This is a genomic window from Lignipirellula cremea (assembly GCF_056501455.1).
On record NZ_CM151415.1, the window covers coordinates 5496990 to 5516968 of the forward strand.

At 64.9% G+C, this 19979-nt stretch carries 19 protein-coding genes; 10 read left to right on the forward strand and 9 right to left on the reverse strand.

Annotated elements, in window-relative coordinates:
* The first annotated feature begins 241 nt into the window (after window positions 1-241).
* Window positions 242-739, forward strand: coding sequence for a DUF6717 family protein (locus tag SH602x_RS21530; protein WP_479474245.1), 498 nt, complete (start codon window positions 242-244; stop codon window positions 737-739).
* Window positions 740-937: 198 nt separating this feature from the next.
* Here the strand turns inward: SH602x_RS21530 and SH602x_RS21535 are convergent, their stop codons facing one another.
* From SH602x_RS21535 to SH602x_RS21560, 6 genes are all read right to left on the reverse strand, one after another.
* Window positions 938-1438: a VOC family protein gene (locus SH602x_RS21535; protein WP_479474246.1), complete on the reverse strand. Its 501-nt coding sequence runs from the start codon at window positions 1436-1438 to the stop codon at window positions 938-940.
* A 203-nt stretch (window positions 1439-1641) separates the two neighbouring features.
* On the reverse strand, window positions 1642-2394 hold the full coding sequence (locus SH602x_RS21540; RefSeq protein ID WP_479474247.1) for a DUF2310 family Zn-ribbon-containing protein: 753 nt from the start codon (window positions 2392-2394) through the stop codon (window positions 1642-1644).
* Window positions 2395-2599: 205 nt separating this feature from the next.
* Window positions 2600-2848 carry a hypothetical protein gene (locus SH602x_RS21545; protein WP_479474248.1) on the reverse strand — a complete coding sequence of 83 codons (249 nt, stop codon included), beginning with the start codon at window positions 2846-2848 and terminating at the stop codon, window positions 2600-2602.
* A gap of 37 nt (window positions 2849-2885) precedes the next feature.
* A complete protein-coding gene (trpA, locus tag SH602x_RS21550; RefSeq protein WP_479474249.1) occupies window positions 2886-3707 on the reverse strand; it encodes a tryptophan synthase subunit alpha in 822 nt (273 codons plus the stop codon).
* A gap of 233 nt (window positions 3708-3940) precedes the next feature.
* A complete protein-coding gene (gene trpB / locus SH602x_RS21555) occupies window positions 3941-5155 on the reverse strand; it encodes a tryptophan synthase subunit beta (RefSeq protein ID WP_479474250.1) in 1215 nt (404 codons plus the stop codon).
* Between the two features lie 178 nt (window positions 5156-5333).
* Complete coding sequence (locus SH602x_RS21560; protein WP_479474251.1) at window positions 5334-5510, reverse strand: hypothetical protein; 177 nt, start codon at window positions 5508-5510, stop codon at window positions 5334-5336.
* Window positions 5511-6103: 593 nt separating this feature from the next.
* Between SH602x_RS21560 and SH602x_RS21565 the strand changes: the two genes are divergently transcribed.
* Entirely contained in the window at window positions 6104-6802 is a 699-nt protein-coding gene (locus SH602x_RS21565) for a hypothetical protein (RefSeq protein WP_479474252.1), read from the forward strand.
* Window positions 6803-6976: 174 nt separating this feature from the next.
* Here the strand turns inward: SH602x_RS21565 and SH602x_RS21570 are convergent, their stop codons facing one another.
* On the reverse strand, window positions 6977-7795 hold the full coding sequence (locus SH602x_RS21570) for a sensor histidine kinase (protein ID WP_479471058.1): 819 nt from the start codon (window positions 7793-7795) through the stop codon (window positions 6977-6979).
* A gap of 196 nt (window positions 7796-7991) precedes the next feature.
* On the opposite strand from SH602x_RS21570, the gene SH602x_RS21575 reads away from it, so the two are divergent.
* Entirely contained in the window at window positions 7992-8252 is a 261-nt protein-coding gene (locus SH602x_RS21575) for a hypothetical protein (protein WP_479471057.1), read from the forward strand.
* Window positions 8253-8323: 71 nt separating this feature from the next.
* Here the strand turns inward: SH602x_RS21575 and SH602x_RS21580 are convergent, their stop codons facing one another.
* Together SH602x_RS21580 and nadD are read right to left on the reverse strand one after the other, a co-directional pair.
* Window positions 8324-8620, reverse strand: a complete 297-nt coding sequence (locus SH602x_RS21580; RefSeq protein WP_479474253.1) for a hypothetical protein — start codon at window positions 8618-8620, stop codon at window positions 8324-8326.
* Window positions 8621-8646: 26 nt separating this feature from the next.
* Window positions 8647-9282 (reverse strand): nicotinate-nucleotide adenylyltransferase, encoded by a 636-nt coding sequence (gene nadD, locus SH602x_RS21585; protein WP_479474254.1) that lies wholly within the window; start codon window positions 9280-9282, stop codon window positions 8647-8649.
* 78 nt (window positions 9283-9360) lie between these two features.
* On the opposite strand from nadD, the gene priA reads away from it, so the two are divergent.
* From priA to SH602x_RS21620, 7 genes are all read left to right on the forward strand, one after another.
* A complete protein-coding gene (gene priA, locus SH602x_RS21590) occupies window positions 9361-11700 on the forward strand; it encodes a replication restart helicase PriA (RefSeq protein WP_479474255.1) in 2340 nt (779 codons plus the stop codon).
* Window positions 11701-11763: 63 nt separating this feature from the next.
* Window positions 11764-12555 (forward strand): HIRAN domain-containing protein, encoded by a 792-nt coding sequence (locus SH602x_RS21595; RefSeq protein WP_479474256.1) that lies wholly within the window; start codon window positions 11764-11766, stop codon window positions 12553-12555.
* Window positions 12556-12701: 146 nt separating this feature from the next.
* Window positions 12702-13631, forward strand: coding sequence for a glycosyltransferase family 2 protein (locus SH602x_RS21600; RefSeq protein ID WP_479474257.1), 930 nt, complete (start codon window positions 12702-12704; stop codon window positions 13629-13631).
* 46 nt (window positions 13632-13677) lie between these two features.
* Complete coding sequence (locus tag SH602x_RS21605; protein WP_479474258.1) at window positions 13678-15042, forward strand: hypothetical protein; 1365 nt, start codon at window positions 13678-13680, stop codon at window positions 15040-15042.
* A gap of 206 nt (window positions 15043-15248) precedes the next feature.
* Window positions 15249-17105, forward strand: a complete 1857-nt coding sequence (locus SH602x_RS21610; RefSeq protein WP_479474259.1) for a sensor histidine kinase — start codon at window positions 15249-15251, stop codon at window positions 17103-17105.
* A 116-nt stretch (window positions 17106-17221) separates the two neighbouring features.
* Complete coding sequence (gene rnhA, locus SH602x_RS21615) at window positions 17222-17698, forward strand: ribonuclease HI (RefSeq protein ID WP_479471051.1); 477 nt, start codon at window positions 17222-17224, stop codon at window positions 17696-17698.
* Window positions 17699-17724: 26 nt separating this feature from the next.
* Entirely contained in the window at window positions 17725-19893 is a 2169-nt protein-coding gene (locus SH602x_RS21620) for an ATP-dependent DNA helicase RecG (RefSeq protein WP_479474260.1), read from the forward strand.
* The last annotated feature ends 86 nt before the right edge of the window (window positions 19894-19979 follow it).

The following is a 19979-nucleotide window of genomic DNA, read 5'->3' on the forward strand; positions in this document are numbered from 1 at the left end:
GATCGGAATATCTATTTCAACTCTATTCCCCAGACACAGAATAGGCAAAGAGCATTCCGCCAACGAAAATCATCGGCCCGACGCATCTAAGGCTGTAGATTTTCGCGTTGGAAGGTCGTCGGCGCGTCAAGCTTTCGCTCCGACTGCCGAAGAAGTAACGTGAACGACTGTCGCCCCTCGCAGCGCCGATGTGCGTGGGCGCGACGCCTCTTCTCGCTTCTCTTCTCTCGGAAAGTCAGCCATGAACGCTCCCCTGGAGGAACGGCCTGTCGTGCGCCCCGTGCGCTTTCGCTGGTGGCGGGTCGCGCTCCTGGCGCTCGCGCCGATCGTGATCGCGGGTCTTATCGCCTGGCAGACCGGCGTCTTCGCGGCGCTGCAACGCCCCCGCCCGCCGGCCAACGCGATCATGGTGATCGCCCCCTATCGCTATCAGGGGACGTGGGTCTTCGACGACGCGCGTGCGGGCCTCGTCAAGGAACCGTTCGTCGCCGGCATTCCGGAGATGATCGACGTACTGGTCGAGGACGTCCCGAACGCCGACAAGGGCTTCCGCATGCTCTTCAGCGCGAAGCCCTTTCCGGGACATCAGAAGAAGCTGACCTGGCTCCGCGAAGCGTCGGGCGGCAACTACTACGCCCTCGAAGAGCCCCCCATGGAAGGCTGGATCTGCCCCGCCATGTTCAAGTACTACGCCGAGGCGCCGAAGGAGCTGTACGTGAAGGCCGAGCCGATCCTGTAGGGCTCGTCGTCCGCTTGCGTGCCACGGCTGGCTTGCCCAGCCCTGTTTCCCGCCGCGTTCGCGCTCGGCTAGGCCTCTCGTGTGCCATGCCCACATCGCCGCAGGCAGGGTGGGCATGCTAAGGGCCGGCCGAACCTAACATGCCCACGCTGCTTCGCGACGTGGGCATGGCACCCAGACGGGTCGGATGCACCGGCCTTACGCTCCCTCGCGAGCCGCATGCAGCGCGGCGATATCGATCTTCTTCATCTGCAGCATGGCGGACATCGCCCGCTCGGAGCCGGCGTTGGGGCCGCCCTGGAAGAACTCCTCCATCCCGGCAGGAACGATCTGCCAGGAGAGGCCGAACTTGTCCTTCAGCCAGCCGCACTGCTGGGCGTCAGGGTCGCCCCCCTCGCCGAGTTTCTCCCAGTACCGGTCGATCTCTTCCTGCGTCTCGCAGATGACCTGGAAGGAGATCGCCTCGCTGAACTTGAACATCGGTCCGCCGTTCAGGCCCGAGAACGACTGGCCGTCCAGATCGAACTCGACCGTCATGACCGAGCCTTCCGGCTTCCCGTGGATCTCCTGTCCGGCCTTGCCGAACCGCGTCACCGCCCGGATCCGCGAGTTCGGGAAGATGCCGACGTAGAAGTTCGCCGCCTCCTCCGCCTGATTATCGAACCACAGACACGGAACGATGCGTTGCAGCTTTGCCATCGGTCGATTCTCCAGCACGCGTCAGAGCGAACCCGGCAGAGCCTTCCCCGCCGTCTACCCCTGCGTCGTACGAGCGGGAGGGGAATCGACAGCAGTCGAGAACATTTACTCGATCCTTTTCTCTCTCGGGTGGCCCGGATTGCTTGCAATCCGGGCGACGACCCCATGGACTCGATTTGACGCGGACCGGGTTCGTCGAGCTGTCACGAAGTCATGGACGCAAACGCCGAAAGAAGTCGGCAGCTATCGCAGCGAAAGTCGAACATGTGCAACGGCGACTCCAGTCTCCAAGGCTCGCCGCAATCAGGGCAAGGTCGCGTCAGATCGGATTCGCGACGGCGAGTTCGCATCTTGTGAAGGTAGTAGTACACCGGGATGCCGGAAAGTCGCTCGATCTCGGCAGCCAGACTGCGACCATTTCGCGAGAGCGAACTCGACGGGTCGTATAACTGCCGCTCTCCGAAGCGCTCGCCCGTCGTGCAGTTCATCTGTAAAGTGTCGCAGGCGCGATAATCCGCCGCCCATTTCAGCAACGTCAGGTGCTCTCGATCCTTGACATGCGGCAGCCGATAAAGCGGCACGGCGCCGAAACAATCAAGACAGCAGACCGGCGGCGACGTCGAAAGATAGTGCGTAAAAAGCGCCAGCGCGGAACTCGACGAGCAATCGCAAATTGACGACGAGTCGATCTCGGAACCGAGAATCTCGATCTCGGGAACGATCGGAAGCATGCGAGAACGGTATTCGGCGGCATAGACATTGTCGTTCGCAGGATCGAGAGAAGTAGGTTCCGCGATCCGAACGAACACATCCAGTCGCATCCCCCGATTGACCTCGATTTGCTTATCGACGACCTGCCCGTTCTTATACCAACACGCCATCAGATTGCTGGCGGCGTCCGCGACGGCATCGCGATTATCGGCGTCGAACGGAAACGATACTCGCGCAACGAACATAGATCGATCCCGATGTTCGAATCGTGCGGGACACTTCGCTCAACCATTTAGACGTTCAACCTCATCCCGCCGAACGCACCGGTTCCTTCGCAAGAGGAGCGATGGACCATTCGCCACGTCGATCGATGTCGTCGGTCGCTCCGGCTGCCGCTTCTCTTGTCGACTTCGTTGACCCGGATTGCAAGCAATCCGGGCCACCCCCACCTCAGTCCGTACCGCGAGCCTGTTGTCGTCGCAGTTCTTCAAGCACGGCCTGGTACAAGGGTTCCCATCGCGGGTCATCTTTGAACCAGATGTATTCCGGATCAAGCGCATCCAGCATATCTGCGTAATCCGACGCGGCGGAAGCGTTCTCTAACGACAATGCAAGTTTGCGATACGCCAATAGTCGATCGATCGTCAGCTGCTGAAGCTTGTTCGAATCGATGGGGCGTATGCGTCGCGGCAGGGACATGCTTCACTCGCGAGCTCAAAGAAGCAGCTCAGGGCGATTACCCCGCCGTCCCCACCGGCTCCTTCGCCGCGGCGATCATCTCGCGGATATACGTGCGGATCTTCGATCGCAGGACGTCGCGGGGTTGGTCGAGGTTTTCCTCGACCCGGCGGACGATGGCGCTGCCGACGATGAAGCCGTCGGCGACGGGGGCGAGGCGGCGGATATGCTCTGGCTTGCTGATGCCGAAGCCGATGCAGATGGGGAGATCGGTCTGTTCCTTGAGCCAGCCGACGTTCTCGAGCAGCGTCGCGGGAATCTCGGTCCGCTCGCCCGTGATGCCGGTCACGCTCACGTAATAGACGAAGCCGGTGCAGACGTCGAGGATCCGCTGCGTCCGCTCCCGCGACGTCGTCGGCGTGACGAGCGAGATCAGTTTGAAGTCCCGTGCGGCGCACTTCTCCGCCAGTTCCTTCGCCTCCTCGACGAGCAGATCGGGCACGATGGCGCCATGCACGCCCGCGGCCTGCGCCCGATCGAGAAAGGCGTCCGGCTTCCAGCGATGGATGATGGAATAGCTCACCATCGTCACCGCGGGGCAGGCAAGTTCCGGCGTCGTCTTTGCGAGCATATCGAAGACTTCGCCGACCTTGACCTTCTTCTCCAGCGCCCGGGAGTAGGAGGCTTGAATCACCGGGCCGTCGGCGATCGGATCGCTGTAGGGGACGCCGACCTCGCACAAGTCGCATCCCTCGGCGGAGAAGTCCAATAGCAGATCCCGGGTCGCCCCCAGGTCGGGATCGCCCGCCGTCAGAAAGGGCATGAACGCCTTGCGGCCATCCTCGCGAAGTCGGGCGAACGCGGCGTCGATGGGGTTCATGCGGGAGAGCCTGGTTTCGTTATGTGTCTTGGTTTCGCAGGGTGGGTCATTGACCCACCTGTCGTTTTCACGAGCGTTCGATGCGGACTCGCGATCGCGCTTGCACGAGGTTCGACCCGGACGGCGCTGGCTAGGAAGCTGCACCAGACTTTCCGTCATGGCCGGCTTTCCTTCGAGTCGGCACTGGCAGAGCCAGTGGCACCCGGAGGAGCCGAACGATCCGCTCCGGCGACTCAATCGATCGTCACGCCCTTCAGCCGGGCGATCTCCCGGGCGTCCTTGTCGCCGCGACCTGACAAGCAGACGAGCACCCGCTGCTCGGGCGACATCGTCTTGGCCAGGTCCATCGCCCGGGCGATCGCGTGCGACGATTCGAGCGCCGGCAGGATGCCTTCGTTCCGGGCGACGACGTCGAACGTTTCGAGAGCGGCGCTGTCTTCGCAGGCGAGGTACTCGACGCGGCCGGCGTCCTTCCAGTAGCTGTGTTCGGGACCGACGCCGGGATAGTCGAGACCGGCTGAGATCGAATGGACGTCGGAGGTCTGTCCGTCGGCGTCCTGCATGACGTAGCTGAACGTCCCGTGCAGCACGCCGGGCGAGCCGTACGACAGGGGCGAAGCGTGCTCGCCCGCCTGCGGTCCACGCCCGCCCGCTTCGACGCCGATCAGTCGCACGTCCTTATCGTCGACGAACGGGAAGAACATGCCCGCGGCGTTGCTGCCGCCGCCGACGCAGGCGACCACGCAGTCGGGCAGGGCGTTCCAGTCGGTCAGGCACTGCTCCCGCGCTTCCTTCCCTATCACTGACTGAAAGTCGCGGACGATCTGCGGGAAGGGATGGGGGCCGATGACGGAGCCGATGATGTAGTGCGTCGATTCGACGCTGCTCATCCAGTCCCGCATGGCCTCGTTGACCGCGTCGCGCAGAGTCTTCGATCCGCTATGGACGGGGCGAACCTCCGCCCCCATGAGCCGCATGTTGAAGACGTTCGGCGCCTGCCGGCGGACGTCTTCCGCGCCCATGTAGACGACGCATTCCAGGCCGAAGTGGGCACAGGCGGTCGCGCTGGCGACGCCATGCTGGCCGGCGCCGGTCTCGGCGATGACCCGCTTCTTCCCCATCCGCATCGTCAACAGCGCCTGGCCCAGCGTGTTGTTGATCTTGTGGGCGCCGGTGTGGTTCAGGTCTTCCCGCTTGAACCAGATCTGGGCTCCGCCGGCGCGTTTCGTTAGACGCTCGGCGAAGTAGAGGGGCGAAGGCCTGCCGACGAACCGCTTGAGCAGATCGTCCAGTTCGGCCCGGAACGCCGCGTCCTTCTGAGCCTTCGCGTACTCTGCGGTCAACTCGTCGAGCGCCCTCGAAAGGGTCTCTGGAACGTAACGACCGCCGAAAGCGCCGAATCGTCCGGCAAGGTCGGGAACCTGGGAAAGGGAAGTCGCCTGAGGCATTCGCAGGTTCCGAAGGAAGGCACAGCTCCCAAAGAAAGGCGACGGGCGGCCTTCCGGAGGGAAAACGTGGGGGCGGGGCCGCCGAAACGGCACGCCGAGGGAAGCTGTCGATTGTCGATCGACCGTCCGGGAGGGTCAAGGGTTCACGGAAAGGGCCGAATGCGCGGCGAACCGGCGGCTACTCGATGATTCGGACCGAGAGTAAGACGATGACCAGATACGCGACGAAGGCGTAGACGCCCGCCCGGAGTGCGTCGCCGATCCGGTCCCGCCACCGTTCGCGGCAGAAGAGACCGCCTGCCGCAGACGCTGCGACGGCAAGGAGCAGGTTCGCATTGATGACGTGGTTCCTCATCATCAAGTCGAGATTGCCGCGTAGGCTCAGTTGCTCAGCAGTCACCGAGATCGCCGCGAACAGGAGCGGAGAGCCGACCGCGACGACCCGAGGTAGCCAGACTCGCCATCGGCTTGAGCCCTCATGCGAAGCGCCTTCTTCGCCTCTGCTCCCGATTCGTTGGCGTGGATTCGTCATGAACAGCCGCGAAAAAGAAAAGTGTCGCCTTCTGAACCTGTCCGCGCGTATCGTTCTTCTGGCGGGGATAAGCGCCGGCCCAGGCGTCGCGGTCGAAATTCTAGATACTCGACCCTCGACTGGCCCACGACGACCGCGCGCCCCCGCCAGCCGACGTCGGCCTTTTTCGTACAACCAGAGTGAGAGACGCTGATTCATGAAGGCGAGCGAGGGATGTTAATCCCCCGAGGTTCCTGACGCTCGAACGATTCGGCCTCGGGGGACTGACGTCCCCCGCTCGCCGCCATGCGAATGAGAGCAGCGCTTCGGCTGAACCGACCGGATTCCTCTTGAGGATCGCGGGCGAATTCGGCTACCTAAGCCCTCCGATTCCGCGCGCCGCGCGGAAGAAACCGCTTCGGAAGGCACGAATCACGGTGGCACGCCGCGACGCTTCCGTCTGGACTTCGCCCAGCAGCGCCCCCGCGTGCGCAGGCGGACGGTTCGTCGCCCGATTCCTACTGGGGCTCGCGGTCGGGTGCGGCGTCCTGTCGGGCTGCGCACTGCCGTTCATGGACCATCACCGGCAGCCGACCCCGCTGCCGGCGGTGACCAACCCCCTCTTCATTCCGCAGCAGGACGCTCAGTTCGTCTGGCGACAGATCGCCGACGCGGTCGACGACGACTTCCAGATCGCCAAGGAAGAACCCCTCCGCGTGGTCGACGGCATCCTGACCGAAGGGACGCTGGAGACCTGGCCGCTCGTAGGTTCGACCCTGCTCGAACCCTGGCGGGAAGATTCGACGCCGGGCTACGAGAAGCTTTTCGCCACGCTGCAGTCGATCCGCCGGAGGGTCGTCGTCGTCGCCCGCCCGGCGACCGGCGGCTACGAAATCGAGGTTCAGGCCCACACCGAACTGGAGAACCTGCCCCAGTCGGAAAACACGATGTTCAGCCGGGAACTGATCATCCCGGAGAACGCCATCGGCGAGTCGACCGAACCCGCGGTCGAGATCCCCTCCGGCATCCGCGGCTGGATCCCCAAGGGCCGCGATCGATCGCTCGAACGGGCTTTACTGCTCGATATGCGGCAGCGCCTGACCCTCCCCGACGGACAGCCCGCAGGGCCGCAGTAAGTCGCGAACTCGCCGCAATTGCGCCAGATCTCGGTTCCGGCTCTTCTCGCGTGGCGCTGGCTCTGCCAGTGTTTTCCTGTTTAGGGTCGACCAATGTGGAAGCTCAGCTTCCATCGCCGACACTGGCGAAGCCAGCGCCACCCGAAGGAGCGATGATCGCCGATCCCCAGTCACTCACGCAGGCGAACGCACGTCCGACAGCGCAGCGACCGCGTCGCTCTTCGGCTGATCGACGGGCAACTTCAGGATGAAGGCCGTCCCTTTGCCGACGGCGCTTTCGACGCGGATGCGACCGTGGTGGGCCTCGATCGTCTCCTTGCAAAGCGCCAGGCCGACGCCCGTGCCCCCCTTGCCGGTCTCGTCGGGACCCGACTTCGAGGTGTACCCGTCGAAGATCCGCGGCAGCTTGTCGGTCGGAATGCCGCAGCCGGTGTCGCGGACCGTCAGTTCGACCAGCCGTTCCTCGGGCGAGTGGGCCAGTCGCAGGTAGAGCGTCCCCCCCGACGGCATCGCCTGCCGGGCGTTCACCAGCAGGTTCATCAGCGTCTGCTGCAGACGGTTTCCGTCCGCTTCGATCAGGGGGACGTCGGCCAGATCGTAATCGACGCTGACGCGATACTTCGACAGCTCGCGTTCGAGCAGGACCATCGTCTCCTCGACGACCGACCGCAGATCGACCCGCTCGAACCCGCCCGAGCGGTTGCGGGCCATGCCGAGCACGCTCCGCGTGATCCGCGCCGCCCGTTCGCCGGCAGCCAGGATCTTCTCGAACGACTTCTTCGTCGTTTCCGGATCCGTATGCCGCAGCCCCATCCGGGCGTAATTCAGCACCGTCGTCAGGACGTTGTTGAATTCGTGCGTCGTCGTCCCCATCAGATCGCCGAGCGCGGTCTTCTTCTGGGCGTCCGCCAAGGCGCTGTTCGCCGCAGCGAGCGACGCTCGCAGCGAGGCGTTCTCGGCTTCCAGCCTGGCGATCCGTTCCTGGTCCGTCACGTCGCCCGTCCCTGCCTGAGGTTCTTCCGCACCTAGGGCCTATCGTCGCGTCGAACTGGTTCTCTTCAGGAACGATTCGTACAATCGGCAGCCTCAGGGACGACTTGCCCCGTTTGACTAAGCCCGCTTCGGGCGGAGGGGCGAACGGGGCGATTCATGCGGGGCGAATGATCGCCTCGGCGTTAAGGAGACAGGGATGTCTGCCGTCGAATTGCTGGAAGAAGCGCTCTCCGTCGCGAGCCGGATCGGCTACCGCATCCGCTCCGAGCATCTGGGCGAAACGCGCAGCGGCGCCTGCGAAATCGCGGGCAGAAAGTGGTTCTTCCTCGACCTGACGCTCAATTCGGTCGAGCAGCTCGAACTCGTGCTGGACGCGCTCCGCGCCGATGCGGCGATTCAGTCCGCGCCGATGTCGAAAGCGCTGCGGAAGGCGATCGCCCAGAAACAGGCGGCTTAGGCTTCTTGGCGAGCGGAGGGTGTCAGCCCTCCGTGTCCCCATCGAGCAGGCGCCGCGAAACCACGAAGGGCTCACCCCCTGCGCTCGGCGGGAACGCGAGTATCCGCCCGGTACCAGACGCGGATGAACTGGTGCCATTCGCTCGCCATCTCGCCGCTGGTCGGAAGGGCCGTATCGGTCGAGCCCTCTTCGTACTGGCTCCAGATGTTGGGCAGTACGACCGTCTCCACGTTGACGACCTCCACGCCCGTCGCGACGATCCACTCGTTCGCCAGTTCCAGCGCCTCCTCGAACGACTGGTACTCGCCCGGCTGAAAGAAGCCCGGCTGCTGCAGGATCTGCGGCACGAAATCTCGGAACCAGATCATCGGATCGTCGCTTAAAAGTGGATCGACTACGCCGGCCCGCTGTCGCCTGGCCGGGGGCGTTCGTACAACCGCTGGGCCAGAATGTACTCTTCCACCGCTCGCGGCAGACGGTAGCGGATCGATCGACCGGCCGCTCGCCGGCGACGAATTTCGGTCGAACTGATTTCCACCAGCGGCGTCGCGAACTGGCTCTGCTGGATCTCGTCCAGCCGTTCCGCGTTGGCGATGCCCGCCAGATGCGACCAGTCGAGCAGCGCGTCCGACCCGCGACGGGCGACGACGGGCGTCGCCAGCTTCAGGATCTCGCCCGGTTCCTTCCAGGTCAGGAACTCCGCCAGCGAATCGCCCCCCATGAGAAAGAAAATCTCGGCCTCGGGCAGTTCTTCTCTAAGTCGCCGCAGACTTTCCACCGTGTAGCTGACGCCGCCGCGGGAGAGTTCCGATGAATCGACGCGAAAGGCCGGATGGGCCGCGACGGAGAGCTTCAGCATCTCGACCCGCTTGTCGCCGTCGGTGATCTCGTCCTCCTGCTTGTGCGGCGGCACGGCAGCGGGGACGAAACGAACCTCGTCGAGCCGGAGCTCTTCGCGAAACGTCTCGGCCAGCAGCAGGTGGCCGATATGGATCGGATCGAACGTTCCCCCGAAGATGCCCAGCCGCACGTGTCGCTCCCTCGCCCGTAAAATGACCGATCAGCTCCGAAGCTCTCCGCGTTCCCAGCGTCCGATTGTCGAGAATCCGTGACCGATCGCCAGCCCTCGCTCTTCGAGTCCGAGCCGCCGGAGGCTCCCTGGGAAGAGGATGAACTGCGCGATCGGCTGGTCGTCGAGGTCGCTTTCGCGGAACCGCCGTTCGGACCGTACGACTATCTACTGCCTGAACCCCTGCGTCCCCATCTGCGGGAAGGGATGCGGGTCCGCGTGCCGCTGGGGCCGCAGAATCATCTTCGCATCGGCTACTGCATTCGGGTTTCCCCGGCGGCGGATCGAGCCGAATCGACACGCCGGCTGAAGGAACTCCGCAGCCTGGTCGACAAGGCGCCGATCGTTTCGCCCGGCATGCTCGACCTGGCGAAGTGGATCGCGGAGGAATACGTCTGCTCCGTCGGCGAGGCGCTGGAAGGAATGTTGCCCGCCGGCGTTCGCGGACTGGCGGGAACTCGCGAACGGACTTACCTCCGCACCGCGACCGACTGGAGCGGCGGCGAAGCGGCGGCGAAGATCACCGCCACGCAGCGGTCAATCCTCGAAGCCCTCGATCAGGCAGGCCGAGCGCTCACTCCGCCCGAACTGGTCGAAGCGTCGGGCAAGTCGCTGGCCACGATCCAGGCGCTCCGAAAGAAGGGCCTGATCGTCGGCGATACCGAGCGCGACGCGCCGCAGCGTCGGGCCGCGAAGGATGTCGCCCGGACGCAGCCGCTGCATCTGAACGACGACCAGGCGAAAGCGCTCGCCCGGATCCTCGACGCGGCGGAAGCTCGTCGCCCGGAGAACTTCGTCCTGTTCGGCGCCACCGGCTCGGGCAAGACGGAGGTCTACATGGCGGCCATCGATCGCGTCGTCGCACAGGGTCGGCAGGCGATCGTCCTCGTGCCCGAGATCAGCCTGACGCCGCAGACGCTGGAGCGCTTTCGCGGACGGTTCGACCGGATCGCGATTCTCCATTCGCATCTGACCGACTCCGAACGTCACGCCGAGTGGAAGCAGATCGCGGAGGGTTCCGCCGACGTGGTGATCGGCGCCCGGAGCGCGATTTTCGCGCCGCTCGATCGGCTGGGCCTGATCGTGATCGACGAAGAACACGACAACTCTTTCAAGCAGGATCAGACGCCCCGCTATCACGCCCGCGCGGTAGCCATCCGCCGGGCGAAACAATCGGGCGCGGCGGTCGTGCTCGGCTCGGCCACGCCCTCGCTGGAAACCTGGCAGGCCTGCGAGTCAGGCAAGGCGACGCGGCTCGACATGCCCCGGCGGGTGCTCGACCGACCGCTGCCCGAGGTGCGGCTGCTCGACATGCGAACCGACGATCGCGGTCGCACGCGCCGCGGCGCGATCAGTCGCCTGCTCGAACGGGCGATGCGGGAATCGCTCGAAGCGGGCGGTCAGACGATCCTGTTGCTCAACCGCCGGGGCTTCGCGACGCAGATTCAGTGCCCTGCGTGCGGTCACGTGGTGCAGTGCCCCCACTGCGACCTGTCGCTGACCCATCATCGCGATCGCGAGGCCGCGGTCTGTCACTGGTGCGAGTTCGAGATGCCGGCGCCGCAGCGCTGCCCCGAATGTCGCGCGGAAGGGATCCGCTACGCCGGGGTCGGCACCGAGCGGCTGGAGGCGGAGGTCCGTGCCCGCTTCCCCAACTTCGCCTGTCTGCGGATGGACAGCGACACGATGAAGAAGCCGGGCAGCCACGAAGAGGCGCTCAGTCGCTTCCGCCGGGGCGAGATCCGCGTTCTGCTCGGCACGCAGATGATCGCCAAGGGGCTCGACTTTCCGAACGTCACGCTCGTCGGCGTGATCAACGCGGACACGGCGCTGCACTTCCCCGACTTCCGCGCCTCGGAACGAACGTTTCAGCTCGTCACGCAGGTCGCAGGGCGTACGGGAAGAGGCGAAGCCGAAGGCGCCGTCCTGGTGCAGACCTACTCGCCCGAGCATCCGGCGCTGCAGGCGGCGCGGAAGCACGATTACCGCCGCTTCGCCGAACTCGAATTGAAGCTCCGTCGCGAGCATGGCTATCCGCCGTTCGAGCGCCTGCTGCGCATCGTCGCCCGCTGCACCGACCCCACGCCCGCGCGGGTCTGGCTGGACGCGATCGCCGAACGCCTGCGAACGCGCCTCGCAGAACAGGAGGCCGCGCGACCACGCCGCACCAAGGACGAAACCCTGCGTCCCCACGTTCGCGTGCTCGGCCCGGCGGAAGCGCCCCTCGCGCGTCTTCGCGGCTACTCGCGGTTCCACCTGCTGATCTTCGCCCGCGACTTGCCCCCCGTCCGCAAGCTCCTGGCCGAAGAGCTAATCGCGCTGCCTGCCCCCGCGGAGACGCAGTACGCGATCGACGTCGATGCGTACGAGATGCTGTAGGGGAATATGATGGCGAAATTCGTGATGCGTTGACACGTCTCCATCATTCCTAGGGTCGGTCAGATGGCCAAGCGAGTCTCACTAACTAAGGCACAAGAAGTCAGCGCCGCCGGAGCGGAACTGATCGCGCTGTGTCAGACGATCACTGAAGACGGATCGCTTTCACTCGACGAAATCCGCGACCTGATGCGTTGGCTGAACGATCACGCAGATTCAGATCTCCCGGCGAAGGACTTCCTCTTCGAGACGGTCAAGCGAATCGTCGCGGACCGACGTGTTACGCAAGACGAACAGAAAGAACTCTATCAAGCCATCGAGACTGTTCTGCCTTCCGCATACCGCAAGGAGGCGATAGCGAATCGGAAGGAGTTGGAAGCGGAAGTCCGACACCGCGAAAGAATTGAAGCGGATCGCCGGAAATCCCAGGAAAAGATCCAGAAGGCGTTGGAAAGAGAGAACGAGCAGCGCGAGCGAGCTCGGAATCGACCCGTGGTTCGGGCCAACTTCATGATTGCAGGAGCGAGGCATGAAGGTCGACTCGGCATCATCGCCGCGTTCGCCCACGAAGGCGACCTTGTCTATCTCGCGCGAGACCCAGGCAATCGATTCAGCCGACACGCGGTGGAGATACGGTTGGGGAACGGACTCCAGATCGGCTTCGTCCCTGAGGAGTACGCGTCGGATTTCGCTCCGCTTCTCGACGCCGGGCATCCTCAGTTCGCCTCAATCAGCCATCTCTGGCAGGGTCGAGACGGACAGTATCCGGTCATCGACGCGGAGATGTATCGACTCGACGCGAGCGAGCCGTCACTGATCCATCCTGAACAGGTTCCGCCCCGGTCGAGGCTGGCATAATCCGCGTTACCGGCACATCACTCACCGGGCGACGCTGAGGCGAGTCGAAGCGCGCACGCCGCCGCGACCTAGACTCCCCTAGCTTGCCGCGTTCCAGGCGCTCTCGTGCGCCGCGGCTCCGCACGCCTCAGCTCCCGCCGCCGCCCATGTCTGCCGTCTCCGTCGTCATCCCGGCTACCAACGAAGCGGACTCCCTGCGCGGCGTGATCGAACGCGTGCGCACGACCATGACCGAGGCCGGCATCGGCTGCGAAATCGTCGTGGTCGTCGACAGCTCCACCGACGCTGCCGCGGAAGAAGCGGCCAAGCTCGCCGATCGGGTGATCGAGCTTCCGCAGACCAGCGGCTACGGGCGAAGCCTGAAGGCCGGCATCCAGGCGGCGACGCACGACCTGATCGCCGTCACCGACGCCGACGGCGCCTGGCCGGTCGAGCGACTGCCCGAGCTGATCAAGCTGGCCGACAGCTATGGGATGGTCGTCGGGGCGCTGCGTCGACCAGGCAGTCAGGTCATCCGTCGACTATGCGAATACGCTACCAGCCGCCACATCCCGGACGAAAACTCCAGCCTGCGCGTCTTCCGCAAGAGCGAGATCGGTCCCTACCTCCCGTCGCTCGACTCGGGTTCGCGGTTCGGCACGACTGCGACGCTGGCGTACCTGTTCGACGATCGGGCCGTCGCGCACCTCCCCGTCCAAGCGGCGCCGGCAGCAGGGCCGCGAGCGACCCGCCCGATCGGCGAAACCGTCGCGGGATTCCAAACGGTCGCGGAGATGATTCTCCGACACGCGCCGCTGCGGCTGTTTCTGCTCGTCGCCGCGCCGTTCGCCGCGATCGGACTGCCTGCCGTCGGATTCGGGTTTCTGCTGGCGCTGGGAGCGAGGACGTTCGACTGGTACGTCGGCACCTCGCTGCTCGGCTGTGCGATCTTCCTCGCCGGCGTCGCATCGGTCCTCGCGGCGGCGATCACGCTCGCCGCCGGCATGCTGGCGACGTCGCTGCGCGGTCCCGGATTCGCTGAACGCGCCGGCCAGTCGCTAGAATCCCGAGTCGGAAGCGCCCGCACGTCGGCCTGACGACTTTGGCCGCGACGAAAGAGTCGACGAACCGCTACGGTGATCGATGAAACGGGCGCTCGCGAGTCCGCTCAGTTGGCTGTTCGTCGTCGCCCTCCTTGCGGCGGTCGTTCACTGGCGGCGGGGCGATTTCGCGACGCATTTTCAGCCCGATACGCCGAGCTACCGCGACTTCGACTTCTCGTCGATTTCGGCGGCTCTTTCGCAGACGCGAACCGTCGGCTATCCGGCGTTCCTCGACGCGCTTGATCGCCTGGGCATCGGCTTCGCCGGAGTCGCCTTCGCACACTTCGTCATTTCCGTCGCGGCGATGCTGTTGTTCTGCTTCGGACTGCGCGTCGCCGGCTTCGGCAAGGCGACGGCTTTCGCGGCCGCGGCGTCCCTGTTTGTCGTTCGCGGATCGTGGGCGTTCGTTCCGGAAGCGACCGCCGATTCGCTCGGCCTGTCGCTGGCGATCGCGTCGGCAGGAATCTTCTTCGTCGCTGTCTCGCCGCGGGGCGGCGTCTGGACGATCGCAGCGCTCGCGGCGGCGACGTTTCTGACGTACCAGGTGCGGCCCGTCTACGTCTTCCTAATCGCGCTCTGGCCGACGCTCGCGCTGGCGTTCGAAACGTATCTGACGCGAGAAACCGACCCTCGGGGCATCCGGTTGAGGCGTCTGGCGCTGTACGCGACGTTCCTTATCGTTCCGTTCCTCGCGTTCGCCGGGCTGCGAAAGGGGACGGTCGGGCATTTCGGAGTCGTCTCGTTCGACGGCTTCAATCTCGTCGGCATCGCGGGTCAGTTTCTCGACGAAGAGGTCGCTGGCCGCGTGCCGGAGGATCTTCGCCCGCTGGCGGATGGCATGGTCCGTCGTCGACCCGAAGTTGAATCGATGGTTCCGCCGGTCGATTTCCGTTCCATGGAACTCTCGTACGATCCGACGGTTTACTACCTCGCCCTGCCGATCGCTCGACGGATTTACGGCACGGACGACGCAGTGGCCGTCAACGACGCGTTTTCCCGACTCTCCTGGGCAGTCATTCGCGAACGTCCCGGCGAATACCTCCGCTGGCTCCTCGGGAACGCTCGCTTCGCCGCGCAGCAATGCCTCCACCTCGCCGTGACGGACACGGCGACGCTCGCGTCGATCGCCTGTCTGCTCCTGGTGCATGGGTGGCGTCTGATAGCCGGCCGAAAGTTCGCGATCGAGGAGGCTTCGCCGGAAGTCTGTCGCCGGCGCCGCATCGAAGACCACTTGCTCCTGTGGACCGCCGTCGGGTTCTGCGTCGCGAAGTGCGCTCTCGTCCTCTTCCTGCAACCTGCGATCGGACGCTACATGATCGCCGCGATCGTGTTTCTCCCTTCGGCATTGTCGATCTGGTCGGTCCGTTATGCCGGGTCGCTCGCCTACCGCCGCAGAAGGGTCTAGCAGTCTGCTGCAAAACGCCTTCGTGGCGTTGTGCAGCCTCGCCAGGTTCGGAACAAGTTCCTCAGGGCTCGCGAAAGGGTCGTGAACTCCCCTTTTGCCGACGCATCCTGCGACGATTCGCACCCTGGCCGCATTTTGCAGCAGCCTGCTAAAGCCCGCGGCGATTCGTCTACCGCTCGTTTTAACTGTCGGGCTACAATCCGCTTATGGCGTACCGCTCGATCCGGAGAGTCCTCGGCGAGACCCACCTCGAACGAAAAACGAGGTTTCTGTTCGGCGCTGCGCTGTCGCTGTTGCTCTTCGGCGTCTTCTACTGGGTCGAATACAACACCGAAAAGCTGGTCGTCCGGACCAATCGCGCCAACGGTCGCGATCTGGTCGACGTCAGCATGCTGAAGACCCACTGGCTGGGTTGGGAGAACGCGCCGGCGGAGAAGCGCTACGTCCGGTCGCTGATCGAAGACCTCGAACGCCAGGAGTACTCGACCGAGGTCTACGCCCTCGAGGACATGCAGTACGCCCGGCGATTCTCTTCGGACTACTTCGAGTTCGAAACGCTCCGCAGCCTGCAGTCCCAGATGCGCGACCAGGCGGAACGGCTCCGCAAGCGGGCGAACCAGCCGAAGTCCGCCGATCAGCAGGCCCGCGATCTGCTGGAAGGGGATGACTTCGCGGGCAACGAGGCGGCGTTCCTGCCGGTCTTTCGCGACCGTTGGGTCAGCGGCAGCGGCGTCTACGAATATTACGAGCCGGTCTACTGGAAGCAGTCCTGCCTCGACTGCCACTTCGAGATCCGCCAGCCGGTCGACGAATCGCTGCCCGCGATGGTCGACTGGGCGTCGCAGGACGAGCGGATGTGGGTGATGAAGGTCTCGGTGCCTTATCAGCCCGCGCAGGACCAGATCGCCTGGAACCGGTCGATCCTGATCGCGACGGGGATCGCGACCGTCGTGCTGGCGATGTCGGCCCTGTACGTGATCTTCCGCTACATCATCGTCAAGCCGCTCAATCACCTGCGCGACGTGAGCGACGCCATCCGCGAAGGTCACGTCGATCAGCGGGCGGACATTCGCACCAACGACGAATTCGAAGAGGTGGCCGAAGCGTTCAACCGCATGATGCTGCACCTGACCGAGTCGCAGAAGAAGCTGGAGAAGTCCAACACCGACCTCGATCACAAGGTCGACGAACTCGACCACGCGAACTTCAAGCTCACCGAGATGAACCGCCTGAAGAGCGAGTTCCTCGCCAACATGAGCCACGAACTTCGCACGCCGCTGAACAGCATCATCGGCTTCTCCGACGTACTGCAGGGGATCCAGTCGCTGACCGACAAACAGAAGCGTTACGTCGGCAACATCCAGAAGTCGGGTCGCATCCTGCTGGAGATGATCAACGACATCCTCGACCTGGCCAAGATGGAGGCGGGACGGATGGAGGTGCGGCCCAGCGAGTTCTCGCTGCACCAGCTCGTCCACGGACAGTGCGACCTGTTCCGCACCCAGGTCGAGGTGAAGAATCTCGATCTCGTCGCGATCGTCGAACCCGACGTCCCGACGGTCTACCAGGATCAGGTCAAGACGCAGCAGATCCTGCAGAACCTGATCTCGAACGCGATCAAGTTCACGCCCGACGGCGGACGGATCGTGGTCCGCGCCCGGCTGCTCGCCGATCCGGTCTACCTGGAGAAGTCGCTGCTGGAGATGTCCGTCGCGGATACCGGGGTCGGCATCTCCGAAGAGGACCAGGCGATCATCTTCGAGAAGTTCCGCCAGAGCCGGCGAAACTCTTCCGAGGATCATCTGACGCGAGAGGTTTCCGGCACGGGCCTCGGCTTGTCGATCGTGAAGGAACTCTGCAAACTGCTCGGCGGAGAGGTCGCCTTCGAAAGCGAACTCGGCAAGGGGAGCGTCTTCACCGTCCGGATCCCGTGGATCTACGAGCCGCCGCAGGCTCGCGAGTTCGGCGGCCTGGACGAGGAAGAGACCCGTTCCCTGATCGAACGCCCCCTCGAAGGCAAGCCCGACGCGACCGCGGATTCCCGCGCGACGTCGGACGTGTAGATCGTCTTCCTCTTGTAGGGCTGGCGCCCTCGCCTGCCAGAAACTTGGTACCCCCTGCGACGGCAGGCGAGGGCGCCAGTCCTACGAAGCGCTTCCGACTCTTTCCTGACTCACGGATGACGAACGACGCGAAACAGCTTCCCCGCGTGGAGCTTTACACCGACGGCGCTTGCAGCGGCAACCCGGGCCCGGGAGGCTGGGGGTACGTCCTGCGTCATCCGGGAACGGGCAAGGAGGTCGAGGCCTCAGGCGCCGAAGCGGCGACGACCAACAACCGCATGGAACTGCAGGCCGTCATCGAAGGTCTCCGCGTCCTGAAGAAGCCGGCCCACGTCGAACTCTGGACCGACAGCCAGTACGTCGGCAAGGGGATCTCCGAGTGGATGAAAGGCTGGAAACGGAACGGCTGGATGCGGAAGGCCGGCAATAAAATGGAGCCGGTCAAGAACGTCGAACTCTGGAAGGAACTCGACGAACTGCTGGCTCGCCACGAAGTGACGTTCCACTGGATTCGCGGCCACAACGGCCATCCCGAAAACGAACGCTGCGACGCGATGGCCGTCGAGGCCTACCGCCGGCTCGCGGCCTCCTGACTCTTCGAGAATCCGACGACGCGACGATGGCGACTCGTGACGACTGGAGCGCTCGCCGGACGGTCGTCGACGACCTGGTCTATCTCAAGTCGCACGTTCGCGACGCGCTCAAGCGGCTGGGCCTGAATACCGCCGCAGACGTCGTCTTCCGCTTCCCGCGAACCTATCGCAAGTTCGGCGAGCCGGTCGTGATCGAGGCGCTGGTCAGCGGGGAGCCGGCCGCGATCGTCGGCACGGTCGTCGAAGCGGAGAGCCGTCGCACGCGCAGGGGCATCTCGCAGGTCGGCGCCGTGATCCGGGCCGAGGGGGGCGAGGTGCGGGCCGTCTGGTTCCACCAGCCTTTCATTCTGGAACGCCTGAAGCCGGGCCGACGGGTTTTCCTCTCCGGAGTGTTCAAGAAGAAGGGGCTCGTCTGGGAGACCGGTCAGCCCAAGTGGCGCCTCCTCGCCGACGACGAAACGAACCCTTCCGGCGGCATCGAGCCGATCTATCGCCTGACCGAAGGCGTCTCGCAGAACGAACTCCGTCAGGCGATCTGGAAGACCGTCGATCGCTTCGCCGACGGCGCCGAAGACATCCTTCCGCCGGCGTTCCGCGAATCGAACGACGTGCTCGATCTGCCGACCGCTCTGCGGCAGATGCACGCGCCCAAGAGCGATCGCGAGTTGGCCGCCGCGCGGGAGCGGTTCTCCTTCCAGGAGTTTCTGACGCTGCAACTGGCGGCCGGCATGCGGCGGCGGGAGCGGCTGCACAAGCGGCTGGCTCCGTCGATGCCGCTGACCGAGGAGATCGACCGGCGGATCCAGGCCCGCCTGCCGTTCGAGCCGACCGGCGAGCAACGGAAGGCGATGATGGAAATCGCCAGCGATCTCGGGCGGACGCGTCCGATGAACCGCCTGCTCCAGGGCGACGTCGGCAGCGGCAAGACGCTCGTCGCCGCGTACGCCGCGCTGCAGACCGTCGCCTACAAATGCCAGGCCGCGATCGTGGCGCCGACGGAGATCCTCGCCCGGCAGCACTTCGACCGGTTATCGCACCTGCTCGAAGGAAGCCGCGTCCGGATCGCCCTCTTCGCCGGCACGCGCCCGAGCGTCGAGCGCAAGACCCAGCTCGAAGCCCTCGCAGCGGGCGAGATCGATCTCGTGATCGGGACGCAGTCGGTCCTCGGCGAAAGCGTCGAATTCTCCGCGCTCGGCCTGCTGGTGATCGACGAACAGCACCGCTTCAGCGTCAAGCAGAGGGCAGGGCATGCGCCGAACGGCGCCGGAAACTCACCGAATGGCGTCCCGGCCTTGCCGCACGGCGTAGCCGTCTCGCCGGAGGACGTCGCGGGCCAGGTCGAGGTCCTCGCCGAACCCCATCGGCTGCTGCTCTCGGCCACGCCCATTCCGCGCACCCTCAGCCTGGCCTACCTGGGCGACCTCGATCTGTCGACGCTCCGCGAAGCGCCGCCCGGTCGCAAGCCGATCCGGACCTACCTGGCCGAGGAGAAGCAGCGCGAGAAGTGGTACGAGTTTCTGGCGAAGAAGCTGAAGGAAGGTCGCCAGGCCTACGTCATCACGCCCGCGGTCGAGGCCAACGAAGAACTCAAGATCCTCGGCGTCGCGGGCGAACTGGAACGGATCCGCACGGCGCTGCCAGGGGTACGTGCCGCGGCGCTGCACGGCGGGATGGACTCGGTCGAGAAGGAGACGGTCCTTAAGGCGTTCGAGCGGGGGCAGACCCGCGTGCTGGTGGCGACGACCGTCGTCGAGGTCGGCATCGACGTACCGAACGCGACGCTGATCACGATCGAGCATGCCGACCGCTTCGGCGTCGCCCAGCTTCATCAGCTACGGGGTCGCGTCGGACGGGGCGCCTATCCCGGCTACGCGACGCTCTTCTCCGAAACGACGAGCGACCTCGCGCGGAAGCGGCTCGAAACGTTCTCCAAGACGACCGACGGCTTCGAACTGGCCGAGGCGGATATGAAGCTGCGAGGCCCGGGCGACTGGTTCGGCTCACGCCAGCACGGCATGCCCGCCTTCCGCGTCGCCGATCTCTCTCGCGATCGCGACCTGCTCGAAGCCGCCCGCGACGCCGCCGGCGAGATCCTGGAAGAAGACCCCGAGCTCGCCTCGCCCGACTGGTCGGCCCTCGGCGACCGGGTGAGGCGACGGTACGGCGAGGTTTACGAACTCGGCGACGTGGGGTGAAGTCTGTCTCCACCCAGTTCCGCCTGTGAGCGACGTTCGGGTCTGTCTGTGTGCCATGCCCACATCGCGCAGCAGGGTGGGCATGC